The following is a 22,449-nucleotide window of genomic DNA, read 5'->3' as shown; positions in this document are numbered from 1 at the left end:
CGGGGTTATCCCTTCACGGCGCCCGCGGTGAGGCCCGCGGCCATCTTGCGCTGGACGAGGAGGAAGAGAACGACGATCGGCACCGCCATCATCGTGGAGCCCGCCATCATCGGGGCGTACTCGGTGCCGTGCTTGGTGGTGAAGTTGCCGAGCCAGACGGTCGCTGTCTGGTTCTCCTGGCTCATCAGCATCAGGGCGTACAGATACTCGTTCCACGCCTGGATGAAGCCGTAGACCGAGGTGGCCACCAGCCCCGGGGCGAGCAGGGGGAAGACGACCCTCAGGAACGCGCCGGTGCGCGAGCAGCCGTCGACCATCGCGGCCTCCTCCAGTTCGCGCGGGATGTTGACCACGAACCCGCGCAGCGTCCACACCGTGAACGGGAGGATGAAGGTGAGGTAGGTGATGATCAGGCCGGTCAACTTGTCGTACTGGCCGAGGTCGTTGAGGAGCAGGAAGACCGGGATGATCATGGAGACCGCGGGGACCATCTGGACCGCCAGAATGCCCACGATCACGATCTTCCGGCCGCGGAAGGCGAAGCGGGAGATGGCGAGCGCGGCCAGCAGGCCGACGACGATGCCGATGGCGACGACCGACAGCGACACGATCAGGCTGCGCCCGACCGGTCCCCAGAAGTCGGCGATGTCCAGCGCGCGGTGGAAGTTGTCCAGGGTGAGGCCCGTCGGCAGCAGGCTCGGGTCGGGATCGATGGCGTCCTTGGCCGGCTTGAAGGCCGTGTCGACCATCCAGTAGACGGGGAAGCCCGCGGTGACGAAGACGAGCAGGCCGAGAAGGTTCCAGCCGAGCCGGGACGTTCCGCGGCGGCGCCCCCCGGTGGCGATGGCGCTCATTCGACCTCTCCGATCTTCAGCATCTGACGCATGTACACGGCGACCACACCGAGCAGCAACAGCACGGTCAGCAGGGCGATCGCCGAACCCTGCGCGTAGTCGTTGACGACGAACGCGCGGTCGTAGGAATAGGTCTGGAGCAACTGGAACTCCTGCTCCGGATGGCCGTTGCGCATCACGAAGACCTGCGGGAAGACGCCCATGTCCCAGATCACCGAGAGGGTCGTGAGCATCACGATGATCGGCTTGAGGATCGGCAGGGTGACGTGCCGGAAGACGCCCCACCCGTTCGCACCGTCCAGGCGGGCCGCTTCCTCCAGCTCCTGGGGCACCTGGGTCAGCCCGGCGGAGAGCGTGATGACGACGAACGGCACCGCGCCCCACACCACGAGAAGCATGATCACGGCGAGGCCCTGGGGTCCGCTCGCGAACCAGTTGTGCCCGATCAGCTCCACTCCGGGCAGCTTGCTGAGCAGCGCGTTGAGGATGCCGTAGTCCGAGTCGAAGAGCCACTTGAAGACGGTGGTGGCCACGATGACCGGCATGCCCCAGCTGGCCACCAACACGATGTTGATCAGTGTTTTCAGCCAGCCGGAGACCCGCTGGAGCAGCAGCGCGATCAGCATGCCGACGACCATGGTGAAGATCACGCAGCCGGCGGCGAAGACGATCGTACGCAGCACGACGGCCCAGAACTCACCGTCGCCCAGCACCGTCGAGAAGTTGTCGAACCCGACCGACTCGGCCGGCTGGAACCCCCAGAGCTGCGACTGCCCGAACTTCTGGAAGGACAGGGTGACCAGGCGGACCAGCGGATAGCCCATGACCAGGACGAGGATCAGCAGGCAGGGCGCGAGCAGCAGCCATGGGACCGGGGCCCCGTTCGCCGTGCGGCCTCTGCGTGGCCCGTCCGGGAGGGCCCGTTGTGGCGCCGGCCGCGGAGGCGGCACCTTGGCGGGGGTGGTCGTGTCTGCGGCACTCATCGCGCGCTCCTCAGGAGTCCCTCAGGTCGTACAAGGGCGAAGCCCCGCACGGTCGTACGAAGGCGGAACCCCGTACGGCGCACGGGATCCCCGCGCGGCCGTACGGGAGGCAGGGCCCCGCCCCGGATCCCCCGGGGTCACGGGGCCCTGCGCTCAGGTCACTTGGTGTTGATGACCTTGTCGATCGCGGCGTCCGCGTCCTTCGCGGCGGCTTCGACCGACTTCTTGCCGGTGCCGATGTTCTGCAGCATGGTCTGCAGGATCTGCGCCTTCTCGACCTGGCCCCAGCCCGGTGCCATCGGGACGAACCAGTTGGACTCGGCCGCCGTGGCCGGAACCACCGTCGCCGGGTCGTTCTTCAGCGTGGCGAGGTCGGTCTTGTTGTTGGGCAGGTTGCCCTTGGCCATCAGGCCCTTCTGGCCCTCGGAACCGGTGAACGCGTTGATCCATTCGGCGGCCAGCCCCTGCGCCTTGGACTTCACCGGGATCGCGAGGTCCGAACCACCGAGGAACACCGGGATGTTCTTGCCGGACGGGCCGGGCATCACGAAGTTCTCGAGGTTGTCCTTGAGCTTGCCGGTCTTGTCGTTCTTCGGGTCGGCCGAGGTCGCGCCCTCCCACGCGGCGCCGAAGATCATGGCGGACTTGCCCTGGCCGTAGACGATGTACCGGTCCGACTCGTCCTTGGTCTTGTCCCCGTGCATGTATTTGTCAAGGATCGACTTGAAGTCGTTCAGCCCCTTGAGGGACTCCGGCGAGGAGAGGTTGGCCTTCCACTGGCCGCCCTCCTCCTTGGCGATCGAGCCGCCCGCGTCGTAGACGAAGGACATCGCCGCGTACCAGTCACGCGTCGGCTGGTACCAGGCGTTGAACTTGGCACCCTCCTTCTTCTGGATCTTGTCCAGGTCGGCGGTCAGCTCCTGGTACGTCTTCGGCGGTGTCTTGATACCGACGGAAGCAGCGACGTCCTTACGCCAGTTGGCGACGCGGCCGCCGGCGTAGTAGGGGACGCCGTACGTCTTGTCCTCGTACGTCACCGAGGCCTTGAGGCCGTCCAGCCACTGCCCGGAGTTGTCGAACGTGGACGGGTCGACGGGGGCGAAGGCGCCCTTGACCATGTAGCCGAGCATCTCGGTGTTGCCCATCTCGACCACGTCGGGCGCCTTGTCGGTGGCGAGGACCGCGTCGAGCTTCGTGTTCTTGTCCGGCCAGCCGTAGTACTCGTGCTTGATCTTGAGTCCGGGGTGCTTCTTCGCCACGGCGTCGTCGGCGGCCTTCACCAGCGCGGGCCAGTTGTTCTGCGCGTCGACCGTCAGCCAGACGGTGAGTTGCTTGGCGTCCGTTCCCTTGTCCGACCCCCCGGACTTGCTGTCACTGTCCCCGCACGCCGCGATGGAGACCATCATGCCCGCGATTCCGATCGCCGCTATCAGCTTGCGCTTCACGCCATCCTCCTCAGGGATGCCACCAACCCCCCTTGTCCCCGCGGCGACTGACGACGAGTACCGCCCGTGGGGCCGGGAACTGGACCAATGGTGTAGACCAGTGCGGGAAGCTTGGCCCAGACCAATAGGAGTGTCAAGGGTGTTTACCGCGCTCAGGGCCTCCGTTATGCGACCTACATATGCAAGAACCTTTAAGTAGGGTCCCAGCGAAAATAAGTAGCAACCCTGCGAAATCGGGTGGACCACTTCCGGCGTGCCCGACTGGACCACTTCAGGCCTGGTGGACTAGACCAGCGGGAGCGCCGAAGGTATACAGAGGGGATCCCCGGCCGCTTGACGGGGATCACGGAGCATGCGGGACGTCCCCCCATGGCACCGTGCCACGATGTGAGCCGAGGCCGACGGCGTGTCGGTCGCTTCGGCATCCGGAGCCGGGAAGGCAGAGCATGAGCACCGACGTCAGCAGTGCGGAGAGCGAGGGCGGTCCGACCGTCCGCACCGCGCGCGTGCCCAAGTACTACCGTCTGAAGAAGCATTTGCTCGACATGACGGAGACACTGCCGCCGGGCACTCCGGTGCCGCCGGAGCGCACGCTGGCCGCGGAGTTCGACACCTCACGGACGACGGTGCGTCAGGCCCTGCAAGAACTGGTCGTCGAGGGGCGGCTCGAGCGCATCCAGGGCAAGGGCACGTTCGTCGCCAAGCCCAAGGTCTCCCAGGCGCTCCAACTCACCTCGTACACCGAGGACATGCGCGCCCAGGGTCTGGAACCGACCTCCCAGCTGCTGGACATCGGGTACATCACCGCCGACGACACGCTCGCCGGACTGCTCGACATCTCCGCCGGCGGCCGGGTGCTGCGCATCGAGCGGCTGCGACTGGCGAGCGGTGAGCCGATGGCGATCGAGACGACGCATCTGTCCGCCAAGCGCTTCCCGGCGCTGCGGCGGTCGCTGGTGAAGTACACCTCTCTCTACACGGCGCTCGCGGAGGTGTACGACGTCCATCTCGCCGAGGCCGAGGAGACCATCGAGACGTCGCTGGCCACCCCTCGCGAGGCCGGCCTGCTCGGCACGGACGTGGGCCTTCCGATGCTGATGCTCTCCCGGCACTCGCTGGACCGGGAGGGCAAGCCGGTGGAGTGGGTGCGGTCCGTGTACCGGGGGGACCGGTACAAGTTCGTGGCCAGGCTCAAGCGACCGCAGGAATGAGCCACCCTCGGCCCGTTACGGAGAGTGACAGATCCGCTCCTCGGCCGCTCGAAGCCGCACCGGGCCGCGATCGGTCGCCGCACCGGGCCACTCCCGGGTCCGTCCCCCGGGCGCGCTCCGGCGTGCCCGGACGCCCGTGCACGCGCGCCCCGACCCTGACCTGCTGCTCCCTTTTCACGAAGATCGGCACGCCCTCGCCGCGGAGTTTCCATTGCTGTTGGAAACCGATATACGGACGGGGGCTTCCGCTTTCCTTACACGTCACCTACATTGCCTGCGCGTTACATCGGTGATCAGTGAGGGGACGGAACCGCTCGATGTCGAATCAGCCAAATACGAGCAGAGCACCGGTGGTGACGCCCATGCGCGTCGTCATCGCCCTCTGCCTCGTCGCACCCTTCGTGGCCATGCTCTGGGTCGGCTCCTACGCGAAGATCGACCCCACCTTCATCGGTATCCCGTTCTTCTACTGGTACCAGATGCTCTGGGTGCTGATCTCCACGGCGCTCACGATGATCGCCTACAAGCTGTGGCAGCGTGACCAGCGCGCCCGTGCCGACCACAAGGGAGGTGCGGCGGAATGAAGGACGGCGTGAACGGCGTCGCGCTCGGCGTCTGCATCTTCTTCTTCCTGGCGGTCACCGTCATGGGCTTCCTGGCGGCGCGGTGGCGCAGGGCCGAGAACGAGCACAGCCTCGACGAGTGGGGCCTCGGCGGCCGCTCGTTCGGCACCTGGATCACCTGGTTCCTGCTCGGCGGCGACCTGTACACCGCGTACACCTTCGTGGCGGTGCCGGCGGCGATCTACGCGGCGGGCGCGGCGGGCTTCTTCGCGGTGCCCTACACGATCATCGTCTACCCGCTGATCTTCACGTTCCTGCCCCGGCTGTGGTCGGTGTCACACCGGCACGGATACGTGACGACCTCGGACTTCGTACGCGGCCGCTTCGGGTCCAAGGGCCTGTCGCTGGCGGTGGCGGTCACCGGCATCCTGGCGACGATGCCCTACATCGCGCTCCAGCTGGTCGGCATACAGGCCGTGCTGGACGTGATGGGCGTCGGCGGCGGCGAGAACACGAACTGGTTCGTGAAGGACCTGCCGCTGCTCATCGCCTTCGGCGTCCTGGCGGCGTACACGTACTCGTCGGGTCTGCGGGCGCCCGCGCTGATCGCGTTCGTGAAGGACACGCTGATCTACATCGTCATCGCGGTGGCGATCATCTACATCCCGATCAAGCTGGGCGGCTTCGACGACATCTTCGCGAAGGCGGGCCAGGCGTTCAGCCAGGTCAACCCGGCGACCGGCAAGCCGCGCGGCGCCCTCGCACCGCCCGAGGCGGGCCAGTGGACCTACGCGACGCTCGCCCTGGGCTCGGCGCTCGCCCTGTTCATGTACCCGCACTCGATCACGGCGACGCTTTCCTCGCGCAACCGCGAGGTGATCCGGCGCAACACGGCGATCCTGCCGCTGTACTCGCTGATGCTGGGCCTGCTGGCGCTGCTCGGCTTCATGGCGATCGCGGCCGGCGTGAAGGTCCAGAACGGGCAACTGGCGATTCCGCAGCTCTTCGAGAACATGTTCCCCGACTGGTTCGCCGGCGTGGCCTTCGCGGCGATCGCCATCGGCGCGCTGGTCCCGGCGGCCATCATGTCCATTGCGGCCGCGAACCTGTTCACGCGCAACATCTACAAGGACTTCATCAAGCCCGACGCCACGCCGGCCGAGGAGACCCGGGTCTCCAAGATCGTGTCGCTGCTGGTGAAGGTCGGCGCCCTGGTCTTCGTCCTCACCATGGACAAGACGGTGGCGATCAACTTCCAGCTGCTCGGCGGAATCTGGATCCTGCAGACCTTCCCGGCCCTGGTCGGCGGTCTGTTCACCCGCTGGTTCCACCGCTGGGCGCTGATCGCGGGCTGGGCCGTCGGCATGATCTACGGCACGGTCGCGGCCTACGGCGTCGCCTCGCCCACCCAGAAGCACTTCGGCGGCTCGGCCAAGGAGATCCCCGGCATCGGCGAGATCGGCTACATCGGCATGACGGCGTTCGTGCTGAACGTCGTCGTCACGGTGGTGCTGACCTTCGTCCTGAAGGCGGTCAAGGCCCCCGAGGGCACCGACGAGACCGTGCCGGGGGACTACACGGCGGACGCGGGCGACGCGGGCGTCGAGGCGGAGCTGCCGCCCGCGACGGCGGGGACGAGCCACTGACCGACACACGGGAGACCTCCCGGGGGCGGGGCCATGGCCCCGTGCGGTTCCGCCCCTGAGGCACCTCCGGACACGTACGACCCGCGACGGGCCGCCGACAGCGCAATTGCGGCGGCCCGTCGTCGTACCCGTCGGGCACACTCGGCCCATGGACATCCTGATCCGGCAGGCCACCCCCGACGAGTACGACCTCCTCGGCGAGATCACCGCCGATGCCTATCTCCAGGACGGCCCCCTCGACTTCGGCGAGAGCGACGCCTACCTCGGGGAGCTCAGGGACGTCGCCAAGCGGGCGGCCGCCGCCGAGGTGCTGGTGGCCGTGGCGGACGGGAAGGTGCTGGGCGGGGTCACCTTCGTGCCGGCCGGCGGCGCCATGGCCGACATCTCCCGGCCCGGGGAGGCCGAGATACGGATGCTCGCGGTCGCCCACGCGGCGCGCGGGCTCGGCGCCGGCGAGTCCCTGGTCCGCGCGTGCGTCGACCGTGCCCGCGCCGCGGAGGGCTGCGCCCGGATCGTGCTGTCCACCCAGCACGTGATGCACGCCGCCCACCGCATCTACGAACGCCTGGGCTTCGTTCGCACGCCCATGCGGGACTGGAATCCCTTCCCCCACCTCGACGACATCACTCTCCTCACCTACGAGTTGACGCTCTGAAACGAGCGCGACACAACATCTGGGGGTGACGCCCCCGTCCGGCACAAGATGTATGCTCATGCTCGCTGTCGCCGCAGGGGAATCCGGTGCGAATCCGGAACTGTCCCGCAACGGTGTACTTGTGCGTGTCCGTCCTCCCGACGGGTGCGTACAAGCGTCAGTCCGAGGACCTGCCGACAGTGCGCCCGACCGATCCGGCCCGGGCGCCTGACGTCCGGGCCTCGTGGAATGGGCCGGTGGACGCGACGCCGCGTGCGCTCGTGAGCTGCCCCCTGCCCTCCTCCAGGCCCCTGTGCCGAGCGAGGGAGAGCCCCACGTGACCATCGCGCCAGCCGATCCGGCTTCAGCGACACCGTCCACACCCCCGGTGGTGACCGACGGTCCCGGTGCCGCGCTGCTGCGGACCCTGACCGAGCTGACCGCCGACCTCCCCGACGCCGACCCCGGACGGGTGGCCGCCGCCGCGCTGCGCGGCCGGTCCGCCCGCAAGGACGCCGAGATCGTCGCGGAGCTGCGCGAGTTGGCCACGGAGGCGGCCGCCGGCCTGATCTCCGAGGATCCCGCATACTCCAGGCTGGCCGCCCGGCTGCTGACGATCGGCATCCGTGCCGAGGCCGCGTCCCAGGGCGTCACGTCCTTCACCGAGTCCATCGCGGTGGGGCACCGGGAGGGGCTCGTCGCCGACCGCACCGCCGAGTTCGTGCTGCTGCACGCCGAACGCCTCGACGCCCTCGTCGACCAGGGCGCCGACGACCGCTTCGGCTACTTCGGCCTGCGCACCCTGCACAGCCGCTACCTCCTGCGGCACCCGATCACCCGCAAGGTCGTCGAGACCCCCCAGCACTTCATGCTCCGTGTCGCCTCCGGTCTCGCCGAGGACGCCACGACCCGCTCGGTGGACGAGGTCGCCGCGCTCTACGGGCTCATGAGCCGCCTCGACTACCTGCCCTCCTCCCCCACGCTCTTCAACTCCGGTACGCGGCACCCGCAGATGTCGTCCTGCTACCTCCTCGACTCGCCGAAGGACGAGCTGGACTCCCTCTACGACCGCTACCACCAGGTCGCCCGTCTGTCGAAGCACGCCGGCGGCATCGGTCTGTCGTACTCGCGCATCCGCTCCCGCGGCTCCCTCATCCGGGGCACCAACGGGCACTCCAACGGCATCGTCCCGTTCCTGAAGACCCTCGACGCCTCCGTCGCCGCCGTGAACCAGGGTGGCCGTCGCAAGGGCGCAGCCGCCGTCTACCTGGAGACCTGGCACTCCGACATCGAGGAGTTCCTGGAGCTGCGCGACAACACCGGCGAGGACGCCCGTCGCACGCACAACCTCAACCTCGCGCACTGGGTCCCGGACGAGTTCATGCGCCGGGTCGACGCCGACGGGCAGTGGTCGCTGTTCTCCCCGTCGGACGTGCCGGAGCTGGTGGACCTGTGGGGCACGGAGTTCGACGCCGCCTACCGCAGGGCCGAGGCCGCCGGCCTGGCGAAGAAGACCATGCCCGCGCGGGACCTGTACGGCCGCATGATGCGCACCCTCGCGCAGACCGGCAACGGCTGGATGACCTTCAAGGACGCCGCCAACCGCACCGCCAACCAGACGGCCGAGCCGGGCCACGTCATCCACTCCTCCAACCTCTGCACGGAGATCCTGGAGGTCACGGACGACGGGGAGACGGCGGTCTGCAACCTGGGCTCCGTCAACCTCGGCGCCTTCGTCGACCGGGCGAACGGCGATCTGGACTGGGAGCGGCTGGACGCCACCGTCCGCACCGCCGTCACCTTCCTCGACCGGGTCGTCGACATCAACTTCTACCCGACCGAGCAGGCCGGCCGCTCCAACGCCAAGTGGCGCCCCGTCGGCCTCGGTGTCATGGGTCTGCAGGACGTCTTCTTCCAGCTGCGCCTGCCCTTCGACTCCCCGGAGGCCAAGACCCTCTCCACCCGGATCGCCGAGCGCATCATGCTCGCCGCCTACGAGGCCTCCGCCGATCTCGCCGAGCGCAACGGCCCGCTGCCCGCGTGGGAGAAGACCCGCACCGCCCGTGGCGTGCTGCACCCCGACCACTTCGGCGTCGAGCCGACCTGGCCGGAGCGCTGGGCGGCCCTGCGGGAGCGCATCGCCGCCGTCGGCATGCGCAACTCCCTGCTTCTGGCGGTCGCGCCGACCGCCACCATCGCCTCCATCGCGGGCGTGTACGAGTGCATCGAGCCGCAGGTCTCCAACCTCTTCAAGCGCGAGACGCTGTCCGGCGAGTTCCTTCAGGTCAACTCGTACCTGGTGAGGGACCTCAAGGAGCTGGGCGTCTGGGACGCCCGCACCCGTGAGGCCCTGCGCGACTCCAACGGCTCGGTACAGGACTTCGCCTGGATCCCCGAGGACGTGCGCGGGCTGTACCGCACGGCGTGGGAGATCCCGCAGCGCGGCCTGATCGACATGGCCGCCGCCCGGACCCCGTTCCTCGACCAGGCCCAGTCCCTGAACCTCTTCATGGAGACGCCGACCATCGGCAAGCTCTCCTCGATGTACGCGTACGCGTGGAAGCAGGGCCTGAAGACGACGTACTACCTGCGCTCGCGTCCCGCGACCCGTATCGCCCGCGCCGCCCAGGCGCGCCCGACCATCCCCGTCCAGCAGGTCGCCGACCTCGACGCCGTCGCCTGCTCCCTCGAAAACCCCGAGTCCTGCGAGGCCTGCCAGTAATGCCGACCCGATCCCAGAACCTGCTCGATCCCGGCTTCGAGCTGACTCTGCGCCCGATGCGCTACCCCGACTTCTACGAGCGGTACCGCGACGCCATCAAGAACACCTGGACCGTGGAGGAGGTCGACCTCCACTCGGACGTCGCCGACCTCGCCAAGCTCACGCCGGGCGAGCAGCACCTGATCGGCCGTCTGGTCGCCTTCTTCGCCACGGGCGACTCGATCGTGGCGAACAACCTGGTGCTGACGCTCTACAAGCACATCAACTCCCCCGAGGCACGCCTGTATCTGAGCAGGCAGCTCTTCGAGGAGGCGGTGCACGTCCAGTTCTATCTGACGCTGCTGGACACCTACCTGCCCGATCCGGAGGACCGGACTGCGGCGTTCGCGGCGGTGGAGAACATCCCCTCCATCCGCGAGAAGGCCGGGTTCTGCTTCAAGTGGATGGACTCGGTCGAGCAGATCGACCGGCTGGAGACCAAGGCGGACCGCCGGCGCTTCCTGCTCAACCTGATCTGCTTCGCCGCGTGCATCGAGGGGCTGTTCTTCTACGGCGCCTTCGCCTACGTCTACTGGTTCCGCAGCCGCGGCCTGCTGCACGGCCTGGCCACGGGCACCAACTGGGTGTTCCGGGACGAGACGATGCACATGTCCTTCGCCTTCGACGTCGTGGACACCGTCCGCAAGGAGGAGCCGGACCTTTTCGACGGCGAGCTCGAGCAGCAGGTCACCGACATGCTGAGGGAGGCCGTCGAGGCCGAGCTGCAGTTCGCGCGCGACCTGTGCGGTGACGGCCTCCCCGGCATGAACACCGACTCGATGCGGCAGTACCTGGAGTGTGTCGCCGATCAGCGCCTCACACGCCTCGGCTTCGCCCCCGTGTACGGCTCCGAGAACCCCTTCTCCTTCATGGAGCTCCAGGGGATTCAGGAGCTGACCAACTTCTTCGAGCGGCGTCCCTCTGCGTACCAGGTGGCGGTCGAGGGCACCGTCGACCTCGACGAGGACTTCTGAGTCCGCTCCCTCTCCTGTCGCTCCCCGGCCTCCTGGGCCTCCCTGATCTGCCGGTCGACGCGCCGGTCGTGCGCGGCGCCGATCAGTGAGGGGAGGACCAGGAGGACCAGCGCTGCGAGGACGACGACCATGCCGATCAGTTCTTCCGTCTGGTTCGTGTTCATGTACAACACTGTCCCGCCGAACGGTGCTTACCGTCAGTGGCAGGCCTGCCGTACACCCTCGAATTGCTGCCACTTACGAGGCACACTGGTCGCATGCTGAAGAACGTGGCCGCCGTCCTGCTCGACGGCGTGCACCCCTTCGAACTGGGCGTCGTGTGCGAGGTGTTCGGCATCGACCGCAGCGACGAGGGGCTCCCGGTGTACGACTTCGCCGTGGTCTCGGCGGAGGGCCCGTCGCTCGGCACCCACGTGGGCGGTCTCACGGTCTCGACGCCGTACGGACTCGACCGGCTGGAGGAGGCCGATCTGATCGCGGTGCCGGCCGGCAGCGAGTACGTCACGCGCGACTATCCGCCCCGGTTGCTCGACTCCCTCGTCCGGGCGGTCGAGCGGGGCGCACGCGTGCTGAGCGTGTGCTCGGGGGTTTTCGCGCTGGGCGCCGCGGGGCTGCTGGACGGGCGGCGGTGCAGCGTGCACTGGCGGCAGGCCCGGGAGTTGGCCGTGCGTTTTCCGCGGGCGATCATCGAACCGGACGTCCTCTATGTCGACGAGGACCCGGTGATCACCTCCGCCGGTACGGCCGCCGGGATCGACGCCTGTCTGCACATCGTGCGCAAGGAGCAGGGTCCCGAGGTCGCCAACAAGATCGCCCGGCGCATGGTGGTCCCGCCGCACCGCGACGGCGGCCAGGCCCAGTACATCGAGAGGCCGCTGCCCCGGTCGCAGTGCGACACGGTCGGCGGGGTGCTGGCGTGGATGGGACGCAACCTCGACAAGGAGGTGACCGTGGAGCAGTTGGCCGTTCGCGCCCATATGTCACCGCGGACCTTCGCCCGCCGCTTCCACCAGGAGACCGGAACCACCCCGTACCGCTGGATTCTGCGCCAACGAGTGCTGCTGGCACAGGAGTTGCTGGAGGGGACCGACGAGACGATGGACACGATCGCCGACCGCGCCGGCTTCGGCACCGCGGCGGCACTGCGCCATCAGTTCGTCCGCGCCCTCGGCACCACGCCGAACGCCTACCGGCGCACGTTCAGGGGCCCGCAGGCCGCCTGAACGTGCGTCGGCGGGGTCACCTCGGCAGGGCCTTCAGCAACAGCCTGCGCGGGCGCAGCGTGATGCCGATGCGAGGCCTGTCGTCGGACCCGGGTGCCTGCTCGAAGCGGTAGGCGAACGCGATGGCCGCCGTGATCAGCGTGAGCTCGGCCATCGAGAAGTGATCGCCCGGGCACTTCCGGTTGCCCACCCCGAACGGGGTCATCGCGTACTTGGGAACGTCCTTGGCCCGTTCCGGAAGCCAGCGATCGGGGTCGAACTCGTTGTGCTCCGCGTACGACCGGGGGTCGCGCTGTATGGCGTACGGGCTGTAGACGACGTCGGCCCCGGCCGGAATGCGATACTCGCCGAGCACGGTGTCGGTCACCGCCCGCCGCGTCAATATCCATACGGCGGGACGCAAACGCATTGTCTCGACGATGACATTCGCGGTGTGCGGCAGCTTTCGGACATCACCGAAAGAGACCGGCCGCTCACCCACGACCGTTTTCACCTCTTCGTGGATCTTGTCCGTCTGCTCCGGATGATCCGCGAGGACCTGGAGCAGCGACATGACCATGGAGCCGACCGTTTCGCTGCCGGCCGTGACTATGGCGACGACCTGATCATGGATCTCCTGCTCCCCAATGGGCTCGCCATTCTCGTCCTTCGCCTTCAGCAAAGCCGACAGCAAATCGTCCGGCTTTTGACTGGATGCGCGGCGGGCGGCGATGATCTCGTCGACCAGGAGATGCAAATCGGCCAATGCACGGTTGAATTCGCGGTTGGCCGGGATCGGCAGTCGATACAGCGGTCCGAGCGGTATCACCATGCGCTGGTACATGCCGCTGAACAGCGTGGCGAGCGCCGCGCATATCCGCTCGGACCGCTCGTCCATGTAGCTGCCGCGCATGAGGCAGCGGGCGGCGACCCGGACGGCCACCCGGAACGACTCCTCCATCACGTCGACGGTCGCGCCGGACCGCCAGCGCTCCACGAGGTCGTGCGCCTCCTGCGCCATGATCGGCCCGTAGGCGGGGATGGCGTCGAGCCGGAAGGCGGGCTGGATCGCCCGCCGCTGACGCTGGTGCAGCGGCCCGTTGGTGGTGGCCACCCCCTGCTTGCCGAGCAGGCTCTCGAGCGACTCCCACAGCGGACCGCCGATCTTGAAGTCGGTGCTGAGGGCGAGGGCGCCGGTGAGGGCCGGGCTGGTGATGGCGTACACCGTCTTCGGCCCGAGCTTCAGCCGAACGACCTCCCCGTCGTCCCGCAGCCCGGACAGGAAGCCCAGCGGGTCGCGGGCCAGCTTCCACCCATGACCGAGGCCGGGCACACCGCCCGCCGCGACCGGCGGGACGCGAGGCTCAGCCGACCTCGAAGGTGCCCCCTTCTCGGGCGCGGCCGAGAGGTCGGGGGACGATTCCAGGGTCATTTCTCACCTACCGCTTCGTTGTTGACGTACGGGGGTGTCGAGCGGTCGTCCCAGCTGTCGACCATGTACCGGCCGGACTCGTGATGGAACCAGTACACGGTGCTGAACCAGTTCCGCATATTCGCGACGATCGCCTTCACAGCGACGCTCAATTCCCGGCCGCGCACGGTACCGTCCGTAAGGGAATCGGCGAATCGCAACGCCTCCTTCTCGGCGACAAGGAATTCCGAAACGCATTCCTCGACCCGCCGGCGTACTTCCTTTATGGCCTCTTCGAGCGTCAACCCCTCATGATGGATGAGACTGATTCCGAGATTGTGGACCTCATCTCCCGCAATTTCCTTGGGGAGTGAGCACAGGTCGTTGTACCAGGCCGCGAATTCCTGGCTCAGCAGCGCCGCCCGCCGGTATCCGAGGTGTTTCCGTACGGCGTCCGGCAGTTCCGTGCGCGCGCTCGGCTCCAGCAGATCGGTCCAGATCCAGTGCGCGAAGGTGAGCCGGCGGAGTTCGAGATACGCGTCGACCGTCGGGACGATTCCGGAGGTGCGGTTGTGGAACTCCCGGTCGTACGCCTCGATCACCGTGTGGAAGTGCCGGGCGAAGCGCGCGTTCCACTTCTCGCTCAGGAACGAGTACAGCCGCACCATGCTGTCGGCGAACCCCGCGACCAGCGGGTCCGGGTGGTGCAGATGGTCCCCGGGAGAGTCCAGGGCCTCGTGCAGTTGGAGCCTCAGGCGCCGCCAGGCGGCGGGCCGTCGGTGGACGATGTCGCGGTCGTGGCGGTCGTCCCAGACGAAGAACCACGCGCTGTAGTCGGCGATCGCCTGCAGGACCTCGTCGGGGGCGCCGATGTAGTAGCCCGCCATGAGGTCGGTGTAGCACAGCCCGTCGGCGTACTCTTCGACCTTGTCCGCCGGCATCAGCCGCTTTTCCAGCAGCCAGGAACGCGTCTTCTCCTGCAGGCTGGGCCAATACGGGTGGAGTCGACGTGGAAACTCGGCCTCGACCACCGGTAAGGAGAGCGCCGGTGGAACCGCGGCCACGATCACCGTCGATGAAGTGCTGTGTGGGAAAGCTGGCACGAACAAACCCCTCTCAGCCGCCGGTTGGCAGCACGCCCCTCCCGCCGTGCCGGGCGCGCGCCGTTGCGTATCCCCGCGCTTTCCATTGAGCACTACAACTGACCGTTCTGGGAACGGATTTGCTCCACTCACCACCCCACAGTGCCGAGAATCTCCCCCTCGTGACTGAATATGGATCGGTTCAGGTGTGCAAGGGATCGAATGTGCGACGCACACATGAACGGCGCCCGGTCGGGAGGGGTCCCCGACCGGGCGCCGTCGCACGAGTCGTCAGTCGTTGGCCACCACGGGGTAGCGGGGCTCGTTCTCGGCCATCTGCCGCAGGGCGTCCTTGCGCTCGCGCTTGGAGAGCCGGTCGATGTAGAGGTACCCGTACAGATGGTCCGTCTCGTGCTGCAAACAGCGAGCGAAGTAGCCGGTGCCGCGGACCTTGATCGGGTTGCCCTTCTCGTCCTGACCGGTGACTTCCGCGTAGTCGGGGCGGGCGAGCGGAGCGTACGCGGTCGGCACGGACAGGCAGCCCTCGTTGCTGTCGTCCAGACGGCGCCTGTCCGCCGGCAGGTCCACCAGCTTCGGGTTGCAGACCACCCCGACGTGCCGCACTCCGTCGTCGTCCGGGCAGTCGTAGACGAAGACCTTCAGGTCGACGCCGATCTGGTTGGCGGCCAGACCCACTCCCTCTGCGGTGCGCTGGCTGGCGAACATGTCCGCGACCAGTTGCTGGAGTTCCTCGCCGAACTCGGTGACGTCCTTGCACTCCTTGTGCAGCACCGGGTTCCCGACGACGGTGATGGGCTGTGAGGTGCCCCGCTCGCGCCAGGCGGTCTCGCGCTCCTCCACGTCCTCTGTGTCGATGACGAAGCCCTCGTCGTCCACGGGGAGCACGCCCGCGTGCTGCTGATCGGTGTCCTGCTGCGCCATGACCGACGTACGCCTTCCTGCAACCTGTGAAAAATCCTGCGCCTACAAGCCTACGGGGCGCTCACTGCCGCTCTCCCCGTGATCCGCGGGCCCGGAGTCCGCCTCAGCAGACCTCTTCGAGGTCCCGCCAGTCCCGGGAGTCCGGACTGTCCGCGACCCAGCCGTCGAGCAGCCCGCGCACCAGCGAGGCGGGCGCCGCGATGCCGCACTCGCGCTCGGGCACCCACAGCTGCCCGTCCGTACGGTGCCCGAGCGGCCCCGGGTGCCCCGGCTCGCTGTGGTCGTGCGGGTCGAGATGCTCGCCGTCGCCCTCGTCGGCCGGCATCCGTGACTCGGAGCACATCCGGCACAGCAGCCGCACGGACGACGACCAGTCCTCGGCGGCGAAACCGGCGTCGGCGGCGAGCTGTTCCAGCGCGTCCCGGTCGTCCTCGGTCGCGGCCTCCAGCAGGACGACCCAGGTGGGCACCGGCGAGGGCGCCCACAGCTCGATCTCGTCGAAGACCGGATAGGTGTGCCCGGCGGCCGTCGTGCGCTCACCGTGCGGTACGCCGTCGTGCAGGACGACCTCGCCCCAGCGGCGCCCCGAGGACGGCAGCGGGATGGACAGCACCTCGATGCGCGCGGGATCCAGCCTGCGCCCCCAGACGACCTCGGCCTCGCCCTCCGGGGACAGCCGCACGGCGGCGCTGCCCAGGTCCATCTCGGCGGGCTCGTCGGGGACGGCGGCACCTCCCGGCACCTTCAGGCCGTACGCCTGCCAGGCGCGACGGGCCAGCGGCCAGTCCTGCAGGGCGGTGGCCGCGATGCCCACGTTCCACCAGTCGGGCGCCCCGCTCTCCTTCTCGAGCAGGGCCACGGCGCGCAGCCCCGCGGTGCGGGCCTGCTCCCAGTCGTGACGGAACTTGTGCAGGAGGGCGAGATTGAACCAGGACTCCGACAGCCAGGGCTCCAGGTCGGCGGCTCGGGTCAGCAACGCTCCCGCGTCCTCGTACCGGCCGTCGCCGATCAGCGTGAACGCGCGGTCGGTGGCCTGCCGCCAGGAGGCGGAGGGCCGGTGCCGTCCCTTCCCGAAGATCCTCACGATTCCCGCCTGCCAGTCCCTTGCGATTCCCGCCTGCCGGTTCCTTGACGTCTGCGGGGGCCACCGGCCGAGCTGTGCCCCCGAACACCCTCTCCTCGCATCCAACCACGTACCGCCGGACGGGCGCTCATTACCCATGGGTTACCCCGTCACGGCCAAGGTCAGACCGTCCCTCTGCAACACCCTGGCGAGTGACTCCACGATCTCCGGCTGGTAGTCGCGGGCGCAGGCGAGCCGCAGTCGCTCCAGCGCGCTGAGCGGTCCTCCGGGACCGGTCCCCTCCCGCGCCATCTCCTCGTAGGCGTTCACCGTCCGGACGATTCTCGCGCTGACCGGTTGCTCCCGATAGGGGTCCGCCTGCCGTTCCACCACGACCGCGACCTCCGCGTGCACTCCGGTCTGGCGGACAACGGCCCCGCCCAGGAGCGCGATGCGCCGCTGCTCCTCGGCGGGCAGCGAGGCGGTGGCTCCGGCGGGCACGGGATCGACCAGGCTGAGCTGCCCGATGTCGTGCATGAGGGCCGCGTACTCCAGGACGGTCAGCTCCGGCCCGGACAGCCCGAGCTCGCGGCCGACGGCCCTGCTGAGGGCGGCGACGCGGCGGGCGTGCCCGGCGGGCGTGTACCCGGCGATCTCGGTGGCGCGCGCGAGCGAGGTGATCGTCTGCCGGTAGGTGGTCCGCACGGCCGCGTACCGCCGGTAGGAGAGCTGGGTCAGCAGCAGGGGCAGGGAGAACACGGGCAGCGCCCACAGACCCACGACCGCGACCGCCAGCGACATGACGGCGCCGGTGGCGCAGACGGCCGAGCCGATGCCGAGCGTGGCCCGCAGTTCGTCGCGCAGCAGCGGCCCGAAGGGCCAGCGGGTCCGGGAGTGCGCCAGGGCGGCGGCGAGTACGGCGTCGCACAGCGTGGTGAGCACGAGCAGCGCGACGACGAGCAGGGCATATGTGGAGCCGCCCCAGCCGTGCAACCTTCCGTGTTCGTAGATGGGTTGGAAGCAGACGGCGGCGAAGGCGACGGTGAGCAGCCTCCGGGTGAGATGGTCGGCGGTCGATCCGCGGCCACGGGCGGCATGCGGGACGCAGCCCGCCAGGGTGGCCGCGAGCACGACGGTGACGACCTCCTGCACCCCGTGGTGGTCGGGCTGCCCGGCGTTCTGCCCGAGCAGCGCGTAGGAGAGCGCACCGGCCGCGCCGAGGGGAGCGGGCTCCCGCTCACCGCCGTCGCTCCACCGGGCGAGCTCCCCCACGGTGACGAGCATCCCGAAGGCCAGGGCGACGGCGGGGTGGTCGAGGCCGCGCCAGAGGATGAGGACGAGGGAACCGGCGGCCAGGATCGCGGCCGCCGTACGGGCGAGGACGAGAGTGATACGGCCCGCGCTCACGCGCCGCCCCCGCCGCGGCGCTGCACCGCCGGTTCACCGGCGACGGGCGGGGCCGGTGCCGGCACGGTGCCGTGCTCCTCGTCCGCCGTCACCGCCGGATGCCATCCGTGCCGGTCCAGCGCGTGGACCAGCGCCCGCACCATCGCCGGGTCGAACTGCGCCCCCGCGCACCGCTGGAGTTCCTCCAGCGCGGCCGGGACGGGGCGGGCACGCCGGTAGGAGCGGGTCGAGGTCATCGCGTCGAAGGCGTCGGCGACCGCCACGACCCGGGCGAACTCCGGGATCTGGGTGCCCACGAGCCCGTAGGGGTAGCCGCTGCCGTCGAGCCGCTCGTGGTGGTGCAGGATCGCGGACCGCGCCTCGCCGAGGAACCCGATCCCGCGCACCATCTCGTGGCCGTACTCGGGGTGCAGCTCGATGATCCGCCGCTCCTCGGGGGTCAACGGCCCGTCCTTGCGCAACAGCCGGGTGGGGACGCCGAGTTTGCCCACGTCGTGCAGGATGCCGGCGAACCGGAGCACCTCGGCGCGCTCGTCGTCCATGCCGAGTTCACGCGCGATCATCATCGAGGCCTGCCCGACCCGCTCGCTGTGCCCGCGGGTGTACCCGTCCTTGATGTCGACCGCCTGCACGAGCGCACGGATCGTCGCCTGGTGGGCCGCCCGCTCCCGGTGGTACTGGGCGAAGACCCAGCAGGACACGTACATGGGCAGCAGCACGAGCAGGGCGGCGACCGGTCCGTACGGGCTGAGCCACAGCACCGCCATCATCAGCCCGGCGAGCCCGTGCACGGCGACCGGTGCGAGGGAGCGCAGGAAGAGTCCGCTCCAGGAGGTGCGCGCCGGCACCCCCTCGGCCAGTGCCAGGATTCCGGCGTCGAGCGCGGTCAGCGTCAGACAGAACGCCAGTACGGCGCCCCCGGCGGTGAGGAGCGCGTACGGGAAGTGGGGGCCGGCCACCGCTTCCCGGCCGCCGAGCGCCGCATGCACATGGGAGGCCGCCCACACGGCGAGGGCCAGCTGGGCCGCCCGCCAGCTGCGGCGCAGCCACGGCGGCCGTCCGGCGCCCGGGACGAGCAGTGCCCCGGGCAGCGGTACGAGCACGGCGGCCTCGGGAGGCAGCAGAAAGGCGCCGGCCAGAAGTACGGGGAAGAAGGTGCCGCTGCCCTCGCCGGCCCCGGGGCCGGCAAGGCGCTCCCCCGCCCGGGCGCGGCCGAGCACCCGGGGCAACGGAATCCCCTCGCTCCCGGCGTAGAGCGCGGCGAGCAGGACGACCGCCCACAGGGGGGGTGCCGCGAGGTCGAGAGCGGGAGCCGCACACAGCAGGGCGGTGAGGACGGCACATCCAACGTACACACGTGCCCACGGCCGAACCGGCCCCATGACGCACCTCCCCCGTAGCCCGCACCCGTCCGCACCGGGCGGGCCCGGTCGTGCCCCTTTCAGGCTCCGGAGCCTAGAGGCGAGGCAGTCCGAGTGGGCCACATTGAGGGAATCCGCGGGTCGAAGACCCGCGGATTAGCACATTCGGGTGACGGTTCACCGAGGGTTGACGCGCATCCTCGAACCGGCGTTCAGGATTCCTGTGGCGTCGCGGCCGCGTCGTGCTCGGGCACCGTCTGCCCCGAACGGATCAGGTCGAGACGGCCCATGACCTTCGCCCGGAGATCGCTCGGTACGTCGTCGTGCCCGCAGCAGCGCTTGACCAGCTTCTTCACGGCCTCCTCGAGCCCGTACTTCTCCAGGCACGGCGAGCACTCCTCGAAGTGCTGCTGGAACTTGGAGCGGTCGACGTCCGGCATCTCACTGTCGAGGAACTCGTAGAGATGGTCGAGGACCTCACTGCAGTCCGTCTCGTGCGGCTCTCCGCAGCTCATGAGCCCGAGCCTTTCGCTTGGTCCGACTCTCCGGCGCCGGCCGGGACGAGCCCGCGCTCTCGGGCGTAGTCCTCGAGCATGCCGCGCAGTTGACGGCGGCCCCGGTGCAGCCGGGACATCACCGTGCCGATGGGTGTCCCCATGATGTCCGCGATCTCCTTGTACGCAAAGCCCTCTACGTCCGCGAGATACACGGCGATACGGAATTCCTCGGGAATCGCCTGCAGCGCTTCCTTCACGTCCGAGTCGGGCAGGTGGTCGAGCGCCTGCGACTCCGCGGAGCGCAGACCGGTCGACATGTGCGACTCGGCACGGGCGAGCTGCCAGTCCTCGATCTCCTCGGCCGCGCTGCGCTGGGGCTCGCGCTGCTTCTTGCGGTACGAGTTGATGAAGGTGTTCGTGAGGATCCGGTACAGCCAGGCCTTGAGGTTTGTTCCCTCACGGAACTGGTGGAAGGACGCGTACGCCTTCGCGTACGTCTCCTGGACCAGGTCCTCGGCGTCGGCCGGGTTGCGCGTCATCCGCAGCGCGGCCGAGTACATCTGATCGAGGAATTCGAGCGCGTCCCGCTCGAAGCGCGCGCTGCGCTCGCCGGACGACTCCGCGCCCGCGCCCCGGCCCTCGGGCTGCTCCGCCTGGCCGTGTTCGGTCCCTGCGTCGGTCCCAGGTACCGGACCCACCTCCTCCAGCAGTGTGGCAGGACCGAAACCGGTCCCACTGGAATCGGAGGATAGACGAACATCCTTACCCGCCGCCGCCCGAACAGGCGTGGCCTTCGCCGAGTGCAGCACCGTCCAGTCCAGGTCAGCGCTGCTGCGGCGGCTCGGGCAGATGGTCGAACCCATGCGGCGGACTCCCTCTCGTACCTACGGTGCAGCACCTTCGTGTGCCGTCTGATCCGCACAACAGTGGTCCGCTTCCCGGCATTCCCGGGCGTCACACGAGTGACGCGGCCCACTTCACCACGGCGTCGGCGACGGTCTCCAGCGCCTCTTCCCGGGTGACGCCGGCGCGCTTGGGGACCGCGAAGCCGTGATCGCCGTACGGCACCTCGACGAGGTCGTACGCACCCTTCGGAAACTCCTCCGGCTTTCCGAACGGATCGTTGCCGCCCTGGACGACAAGGGTGGGCACGCCCGCGCCGAGCAGTTCGCCGGCCCGGGACTTCTCCGGCCTGCCGGGCGGGTGCAGGGGGAAGCTCAGTACGAGCACGGCCGCGGCGCCGAGCTCGCCCGCCGTGCGGCAGGCGACCCGGGCCCCCGCGCTGCGGCCACCCGCGACCACGGGCAGCCCGGTTCCCTCCAGGACGGGCCACACCCCGCGCCAGCCCACGTCCAGCGTCTTCGGTGCCGGTGCCACCTTCTTCCCGGCGACGCGCCAGGGCTGCTCCACCAGGGCGACGCTCACGGCGTGTGCGGGCAGCGCCCGGGCCAGGACCTGCAGGTCGGGCGCCTCGATGCCGCCGCCGGCACCGTGGCTCAGCGCGAGCACGAGCCGCGGCCGCGTCGCCCGGTACCAGGTGATGCGGGCCGTACCGGCGTCGGTCGCGACGCTCTCTGTCACATCCGTCACGTCAGAAGAGTGTGCCCTCTTCCGGACCGGCGAGCTCCTTCATCAGCTCCGGGCCGTTGTTGCGCACGTTGCTGACCGCGGTGGAGACCGGGTAGGCGCGCATCAGTCCGGGCGGCGGCGCATCCAGCAGGGGCCGCAGGTCGTCGGGGTCGGTGCGGGAGGGGTCGAGCCAGGCGTCCCAGCGGTCCGGGGTGAGCATCACCGGCATGCGCGGGTGGATCTCGGACAGGGCGTAGGGACCCTCGGCCGGGGCCACGGCCAGCGGCGTCGTCTCCGCCTCCGTGGTGATCACCGAACAGGTCGTCCACCAGGCCTGGGGATGGTCGTCGGGCAGGGTCCGGTCCCGCCAGAACTCGTACAGGCCGGCCATGGCGAAGACCGACCCGTCGGCGGGCAGCACGAAGTAGGGCTGCTTGCGCGGCCTCTTCTTCCTGCCCTCCACCTCCAGGTCGCGCTCGTCCTTGCCGGTGACCCATTCGTAGTAGCCGTCGGCGGGCAGGATGCACCGTCGGGTCGCGAAGGCACGGCGGTACGAGGGCTTCTCGTGCACCGTCTCGGCGCGCGCGTTGATCATCCGTGCGCCGCCCTCGGGCGACTTCGCCCAGGACGGGACGAGACCCCACTTGAGCCTGCGCAGCTGGCGAACCGGCCGCTGGTCGTCGGCGTCCTTCACAGGACGGTCCAGGACCGCGTAGACCTCCTTGGTCGGGGCCACGTTGAAGTCGGGGGCCAGGGTCTCCTCCGGCTCCCACTTCTCGATCTCGAAGATTCCTGCGAGATCCTCGGGCCTGCGACTCGCTGAATACCGTCCGCACATACGTGC

21 protein-coding genes and 1 riboswitch are annotated in these 22,449 nt (G+C 69.2%); of the genes, 7 read left to right on the top strand and 14 right to left on the bottom strand.

Translation table 11 applies throughout. The features are described 5' to 3' along the window. Positions 1–5 precede the first annotated feature (5 nt). The 3 genes from ADL25_RS18250 to ADL25_RS18240 all read right to left on the bottom strand — a co-directional run bounded on the left by ADL25_RS18250 (position 6) and on the right by ADL25_RS18240 (position 3,282). Entirely contained in the window at positions 6–854 is an 849-nt protein-coding gene (locus ADL25_RS18250; RefSeq protein ID WP_059128816.1) for a carbohydrate ABC transporter permease, read from the bottom strand. Continuing rightward, positions 851–1,837 carry a carbohydrate ABC transporter permease gene (locus ADL25_RS18245; RefSeq protein WP_059128815.1) on the bottom strand — a complete coding sequence of 329 codons (987 nt, stop codon included), beginning with the start codon at positions 1,835–1,837 and terminating at the stop codon, positions 851–853. The genes ADL25_RS18250 and ADL25_RS18245 overlap by 4 nt, the downstream gene beginning before the upstream one ends. A gap of 158 nt (positions 1,838–1,995) precedes the next feature. Then, entirely contained in the window at positions 1,996–3,282 is a 1,287-nt protein-coding gene (locus ADL25_RS18240; RefSeq protein WP_059128814.1) for an extracellular solute-binding protein, read from the bottom strand. A 446-nt stretch (positions 3,283–3,728) separates the two neighbouring features. Here ADL25_RS18240 and ADL25_RS18235 point away from each other — a divergent pair, with 446 nt between their 5' ends. From ADL25_RS18235 to ADL25_RS18210, 6 genes are all read left to right on the top strand, one after another. Beyond that, entirely contained in the window at positions 3,729–4,493 is a 765-nt protein-coding gene (locus ADL25_RS18235; protein ID WP_059128813.1) for a GntR family transcriptional regulator, read from the top strand. Between the two features lie 317 nt (positions 4,494–4,810). Beyond that, on the top strand, positions 4,811–5,077 hold the full coding sequence (locus ADL25_RS18230) for a DUF3311 domain-containing protein (protein WP_181923155.1): 267 nt from the start codon (positions 4,811–4,813) through the stop codon (positions 5,075–5,077). After that, positions 5,074–6,702 carry a monocarboxylate uptake permease MctP gene (gene mctP, locus ADL25_RS18225; RefSeq protein ID WP_059128811.1) on the top strand — a complete coding sequence of 543 codons (1,629 nt, stop codon included), beginning with the start codon at positions 5,074–5,076 and terminating at the stop codon, positions 6,700–6,702. Before ADL25_RS18230 ends, mctP begins: the two co-directional genes overlap by 4 nt. Positions 6,703–6,850: 148 nt before the next feature. Then, a complete protein-coding gene (locus tag ADL25_RS18220; RefSeq protein ID WP_059128810.1) occupies positions 6,851–7,357 on the top strand; it encodes a GNAT family N-acetyltransferase in 507 nt (168 codons plus the stop codon). A gap of 77 nt (positions 7,358–7,434) precedes the next feature. Then, positions 7,435–7,528, top strand: a riboswitch (cobalamin riboswitch). A 145-nt stretch (positions 7,529–7,673) separates the two neighbouring features. Next, a complete protein-coding gene (locus tag ADL25_RS18215; protein ID WP_059128809.1) occupies positions 7,674–10,058 on the top strand; it encodes a ribonucleoside-diphosphate reductase subunit alpha in 2,385 nt (794 codons plus the stop codon). Beyond that, positions 10,058–11,071, top strand: coding sequence for a ribonucleotide-diphosphate reductase subunit beta (locus tag ADL25_RS18210; RefSeq protein ID WP_059128808.1), 1,014 nt, complete (start codon positions 10,058–10,060; stop codon positions 11,069–11,071). The genes ADL25_RS18215 and ADL25_RS18210 overlap by 1 nt, the downstream gene beginning before the upstream one ends. On the opposite strand, the gene ADL25_RS46265 is transcribed toward ADL25_RS18210, so the two are convergent. Next, the gene (locus ADL25_RS46265; protein WP_079050442.1) at positions 10,984–11,235 is read right to left on the bottom strand and encodes a hypothetical protein; all 252 of its coding nucleotides are present in this window, start codon (positions 11,233–11,235) and stop codon (positions 10,984–10,986) included. The genes ADL25_RS18210 and ADL25_RS46265 overlap by 88 nt on opposite strands. A gap of 93 nt (positions 11,236–11,328) precedes the next feature. Between ADL25_RS46265 and ADL25_RS18205 the strand changes: the two genes are divergently transcribed. Further along, complete coding sequence (locus ADL25_RS18205) at positions 11,329–12,294, top strand: helix-turn-helix domain-containing protein (RefSeq protein ID WP_059128807.1); 966 nt, start codon at positions 11,329–11,331, stop codon at positions 12,292–12,294. A 16-nt stretch (positions 12,295–12,310) separates the two neighbouring features. Here ADL25_RS18205 and ADL25_RS18200 read toward each other — a convergent pair whose 3' ends face one another. The 10 genes from ADL25_RS18200 to ADL25_RS18155 all read right to left on the bottom strand — a co-directional run bounded on the left by ADL25_RS18200 (position 12,311) and on the right by ADL25_RS18155 (position 22,443). Then, complete coding sequence (locus ADL25_RS18200) at positions 12,311–13,705, bottom strand: cytochrome P450 (protein WP_059128806.1); 1,395 nt, start codon at positions 13,703–13,705, stop codon at positions 12,311–12,313. Further along, a complete protein-coding gene (cyc1, locus tag ADL25_RS18195; RefSeq protein WP_107116641.1) occupies positions 13,702–14,787 on the bottom strand; it encodes an epi-isozizaene synthase in 1,086 nt (361 codons plus the stop codon). Before cyc1 ends, ADL25_RS18200 begins: the two co-directional genes overlap by 4 nt. Before the next feature lie 270 nt (positions 14,788–15,057). Continuing rightward, complete coding sequence (gene def, locus ADL25_RS18190; protein WP_059128804.1) at positions 15,058–15,708, bottom strand: peptide deformylase; 651 nt, start codon at positions 15,706–15,708, stop codon at positions 15,058–15,060. 103 nt (positions 15,709–15,811) lie between these two features. Beyond that, positions 15,812–16,792, bottom strand: coding sequence for a tetratricopeptide repeat protein (locus ADL25_RS18185; RefSeq protein WP_059128803.1), 981 nt, complete (start codon positions 16,790–16,792; stop codon positions 15,812–15,814). Positions 16,793–16,933: 141 nt separating this feature from the next. After that, positions 16,934–18,178: an HD-GYP domain-containing protein gene (locus ADL25_RS18180; protein ID WP_059128802.1), complete on the bottom strand. Its 1,245-nt coding sequence runs from the start codon at positions 18,176–18,178 to the stop codon at positions 16,934–16,936. Continuing rightward, complete coding sequence (locus ADL25_RS18175; protein WP_059128801.1) at positions 18,175–19,560, bottom strand: HD-GYP domain-containing protein; 1,386 nt, start codon at positions 19,558–19,560, stop codon at positions 18,175–18,177. The genes ADL25_RS18180 and ADL25_RS18175 overlap by 4 nt, the downstream gene beginning before the upstream one ends. Before the next feature lie 191 nt (positions 19,561–19,751). Beyond that, on the bottom strand, positions 19,752–20,054 hold the full coding sequence (rsrA, locus tag ADL25_RS18170) for a mycothiol system anti-sigma-R factor (protein ID WP_059128800.1): 303 nt from the start codon (positions 20,052–20,054) through the stop codon (positions 19,752–19,754). After that, positions 20,051–20,734, bottom strand: a complete 684-nt coding sequence (gene sigR / locus ADL25_RS18165) for an RNA polymerase sigma factor SigR (protein ID WP_059128799.1) — start codon at positions 20,732–20,734, stop codon at positions 20,051–20,053. Before sigR ends, rsrA begins: the two co-directional genes overlap by 4 nt. Before the next feature lie 256 nt (positions 20,735–20,990). Then, the gene (locus ADL25_RS18160) at positions 20,991–21,617 is read right to left on the bottom strand and encodes an alpha/beta family hydrolase (RefSeq protein ID WP_059128905.1); all 627 of its coding nucleotides are present in this window, start codon (positions 21,615–21,617) and stop codon (positions 20,991–20,993) included. A 10-nt stretch (positions 21,618–21,627) separates the two neighbouring features. Then, positions 21,628–22,443, bottom strand: a complete 816-nt coding sequence (locus tag ADL25_RS18155; RefSeq protein WP_059128798.1) for an SOS response-associated peptidase — start codon at positions 22,441–22,443, stop codon at positions 21,628–21,630. Positions 22,444–22,449: the final 6 nt, after the last annotated feature.

The organism is Streptomyces sp. NRRL F-5122, assembly GCF_001507435.1.
Lineage (GTDB): Bacteria > Actinomycetota > Actinomycetes > Streptomycetales > Streptomycetaceae > Streptomyces > Streptomyces lannensis.
This window is presented reverse-complemented; position numbering and strand designations above follow the sequence as displayed.

Coding starts and splice junctions, on each gene's coding strand:
- ADL25_RS18205 (WP_059128807.1), top strand. CDS start 11,329: ATGCTGAAGAACGTGGCCGCCGTCCTGCTCGACGGCGTGCACCCCTTC.
- ADL25_RS18220 (WP_059128810.1), top strand. CDS start 6,851: ATGGACATCCTGATCCGGCAGGCCACCCCCGACGAGTACGACCTCCTC.
- ADL25_RS18230 (WP_181923155.1), top strand. CDS start 4,811: ATGTCGAATCAGCCAAATACGAGCAGAGCACCGGTGGTGACGCCCATG.
- ADL25_RS18155 (WP_059128798.1), bottom strand. CDS start 22,443: ATGTGCGGACGGTATTCAGCGAGTCGCAGGCCCGAGGATCTCGCAGGA.
- ADL25_RS18250 (WP_059128816.1), bottom strand. CDS start 854: ATGAGCGCCATCGCCACCGGGGGGCGCCGCCGCGGAACGTCCCGGCTC.
- ADL25_RS18200 (WP_059128806.1), bottom strand. CDS start 13,705: ATGACCCTGGAATCGTCCCCCGACCTCTCGGCCGCGCCCGAGAAGGGG.
- ADL25_RS18210 (WP_059128808.1), top strand. CDS start 10,058: ATGCCGACCCGATCCCAGAACCTGCTCGATCCCGGCTTCGAGCTGACT.
- ADL25_RS18245 (WP_059128815.1), bottom strand. CDS start 1,837: ATGAGTGCCGCAGACACGACCACCCCCGCCAAGGTGCCGCCTCCGCGG.
- ADL25_RS18235 (WP_059128813.1), top strand. CDS start 3,729: ATGAGCACCGACGTCAGCAGTGCGGAGAGCGAGGGCGGTCCGACCGTC.
- rsrA (WP_059128800.1), bottom strand. CDS start 20,054: ATGAGCTGCGGAGAGCCGCACGAGACGGACTGCAGTGAGGTCCTCGAC.
- mctP (WP_059128811.1), top strand. CDS start 5,074: ATGAAGGACGGCGTGAACGGCGTCGCGCTCGGCGTCTGCATCTTCTTC.
- ADL25_RS18175 (WP_059128801.1), bottom strand. CDS start 19,560: ATGGGGCCGGTTCGGCCGTGGGCACGTGTGTACGTTGGATGTGCCGTC.
- ADL25_RS46265 (WP_079050442.1), bottom strand. CDS start 11,235: ATGAACACGAACCAGACGGAAGAACTGATCGGCATGGTCGTCGTCCTC.
- def (WP_059128804.1), bottom strand. CDS start 15,708: ATGGCGCAGCAGGACACCGATCAGCAGCACGCGGGCGTGCTCCCCGTG.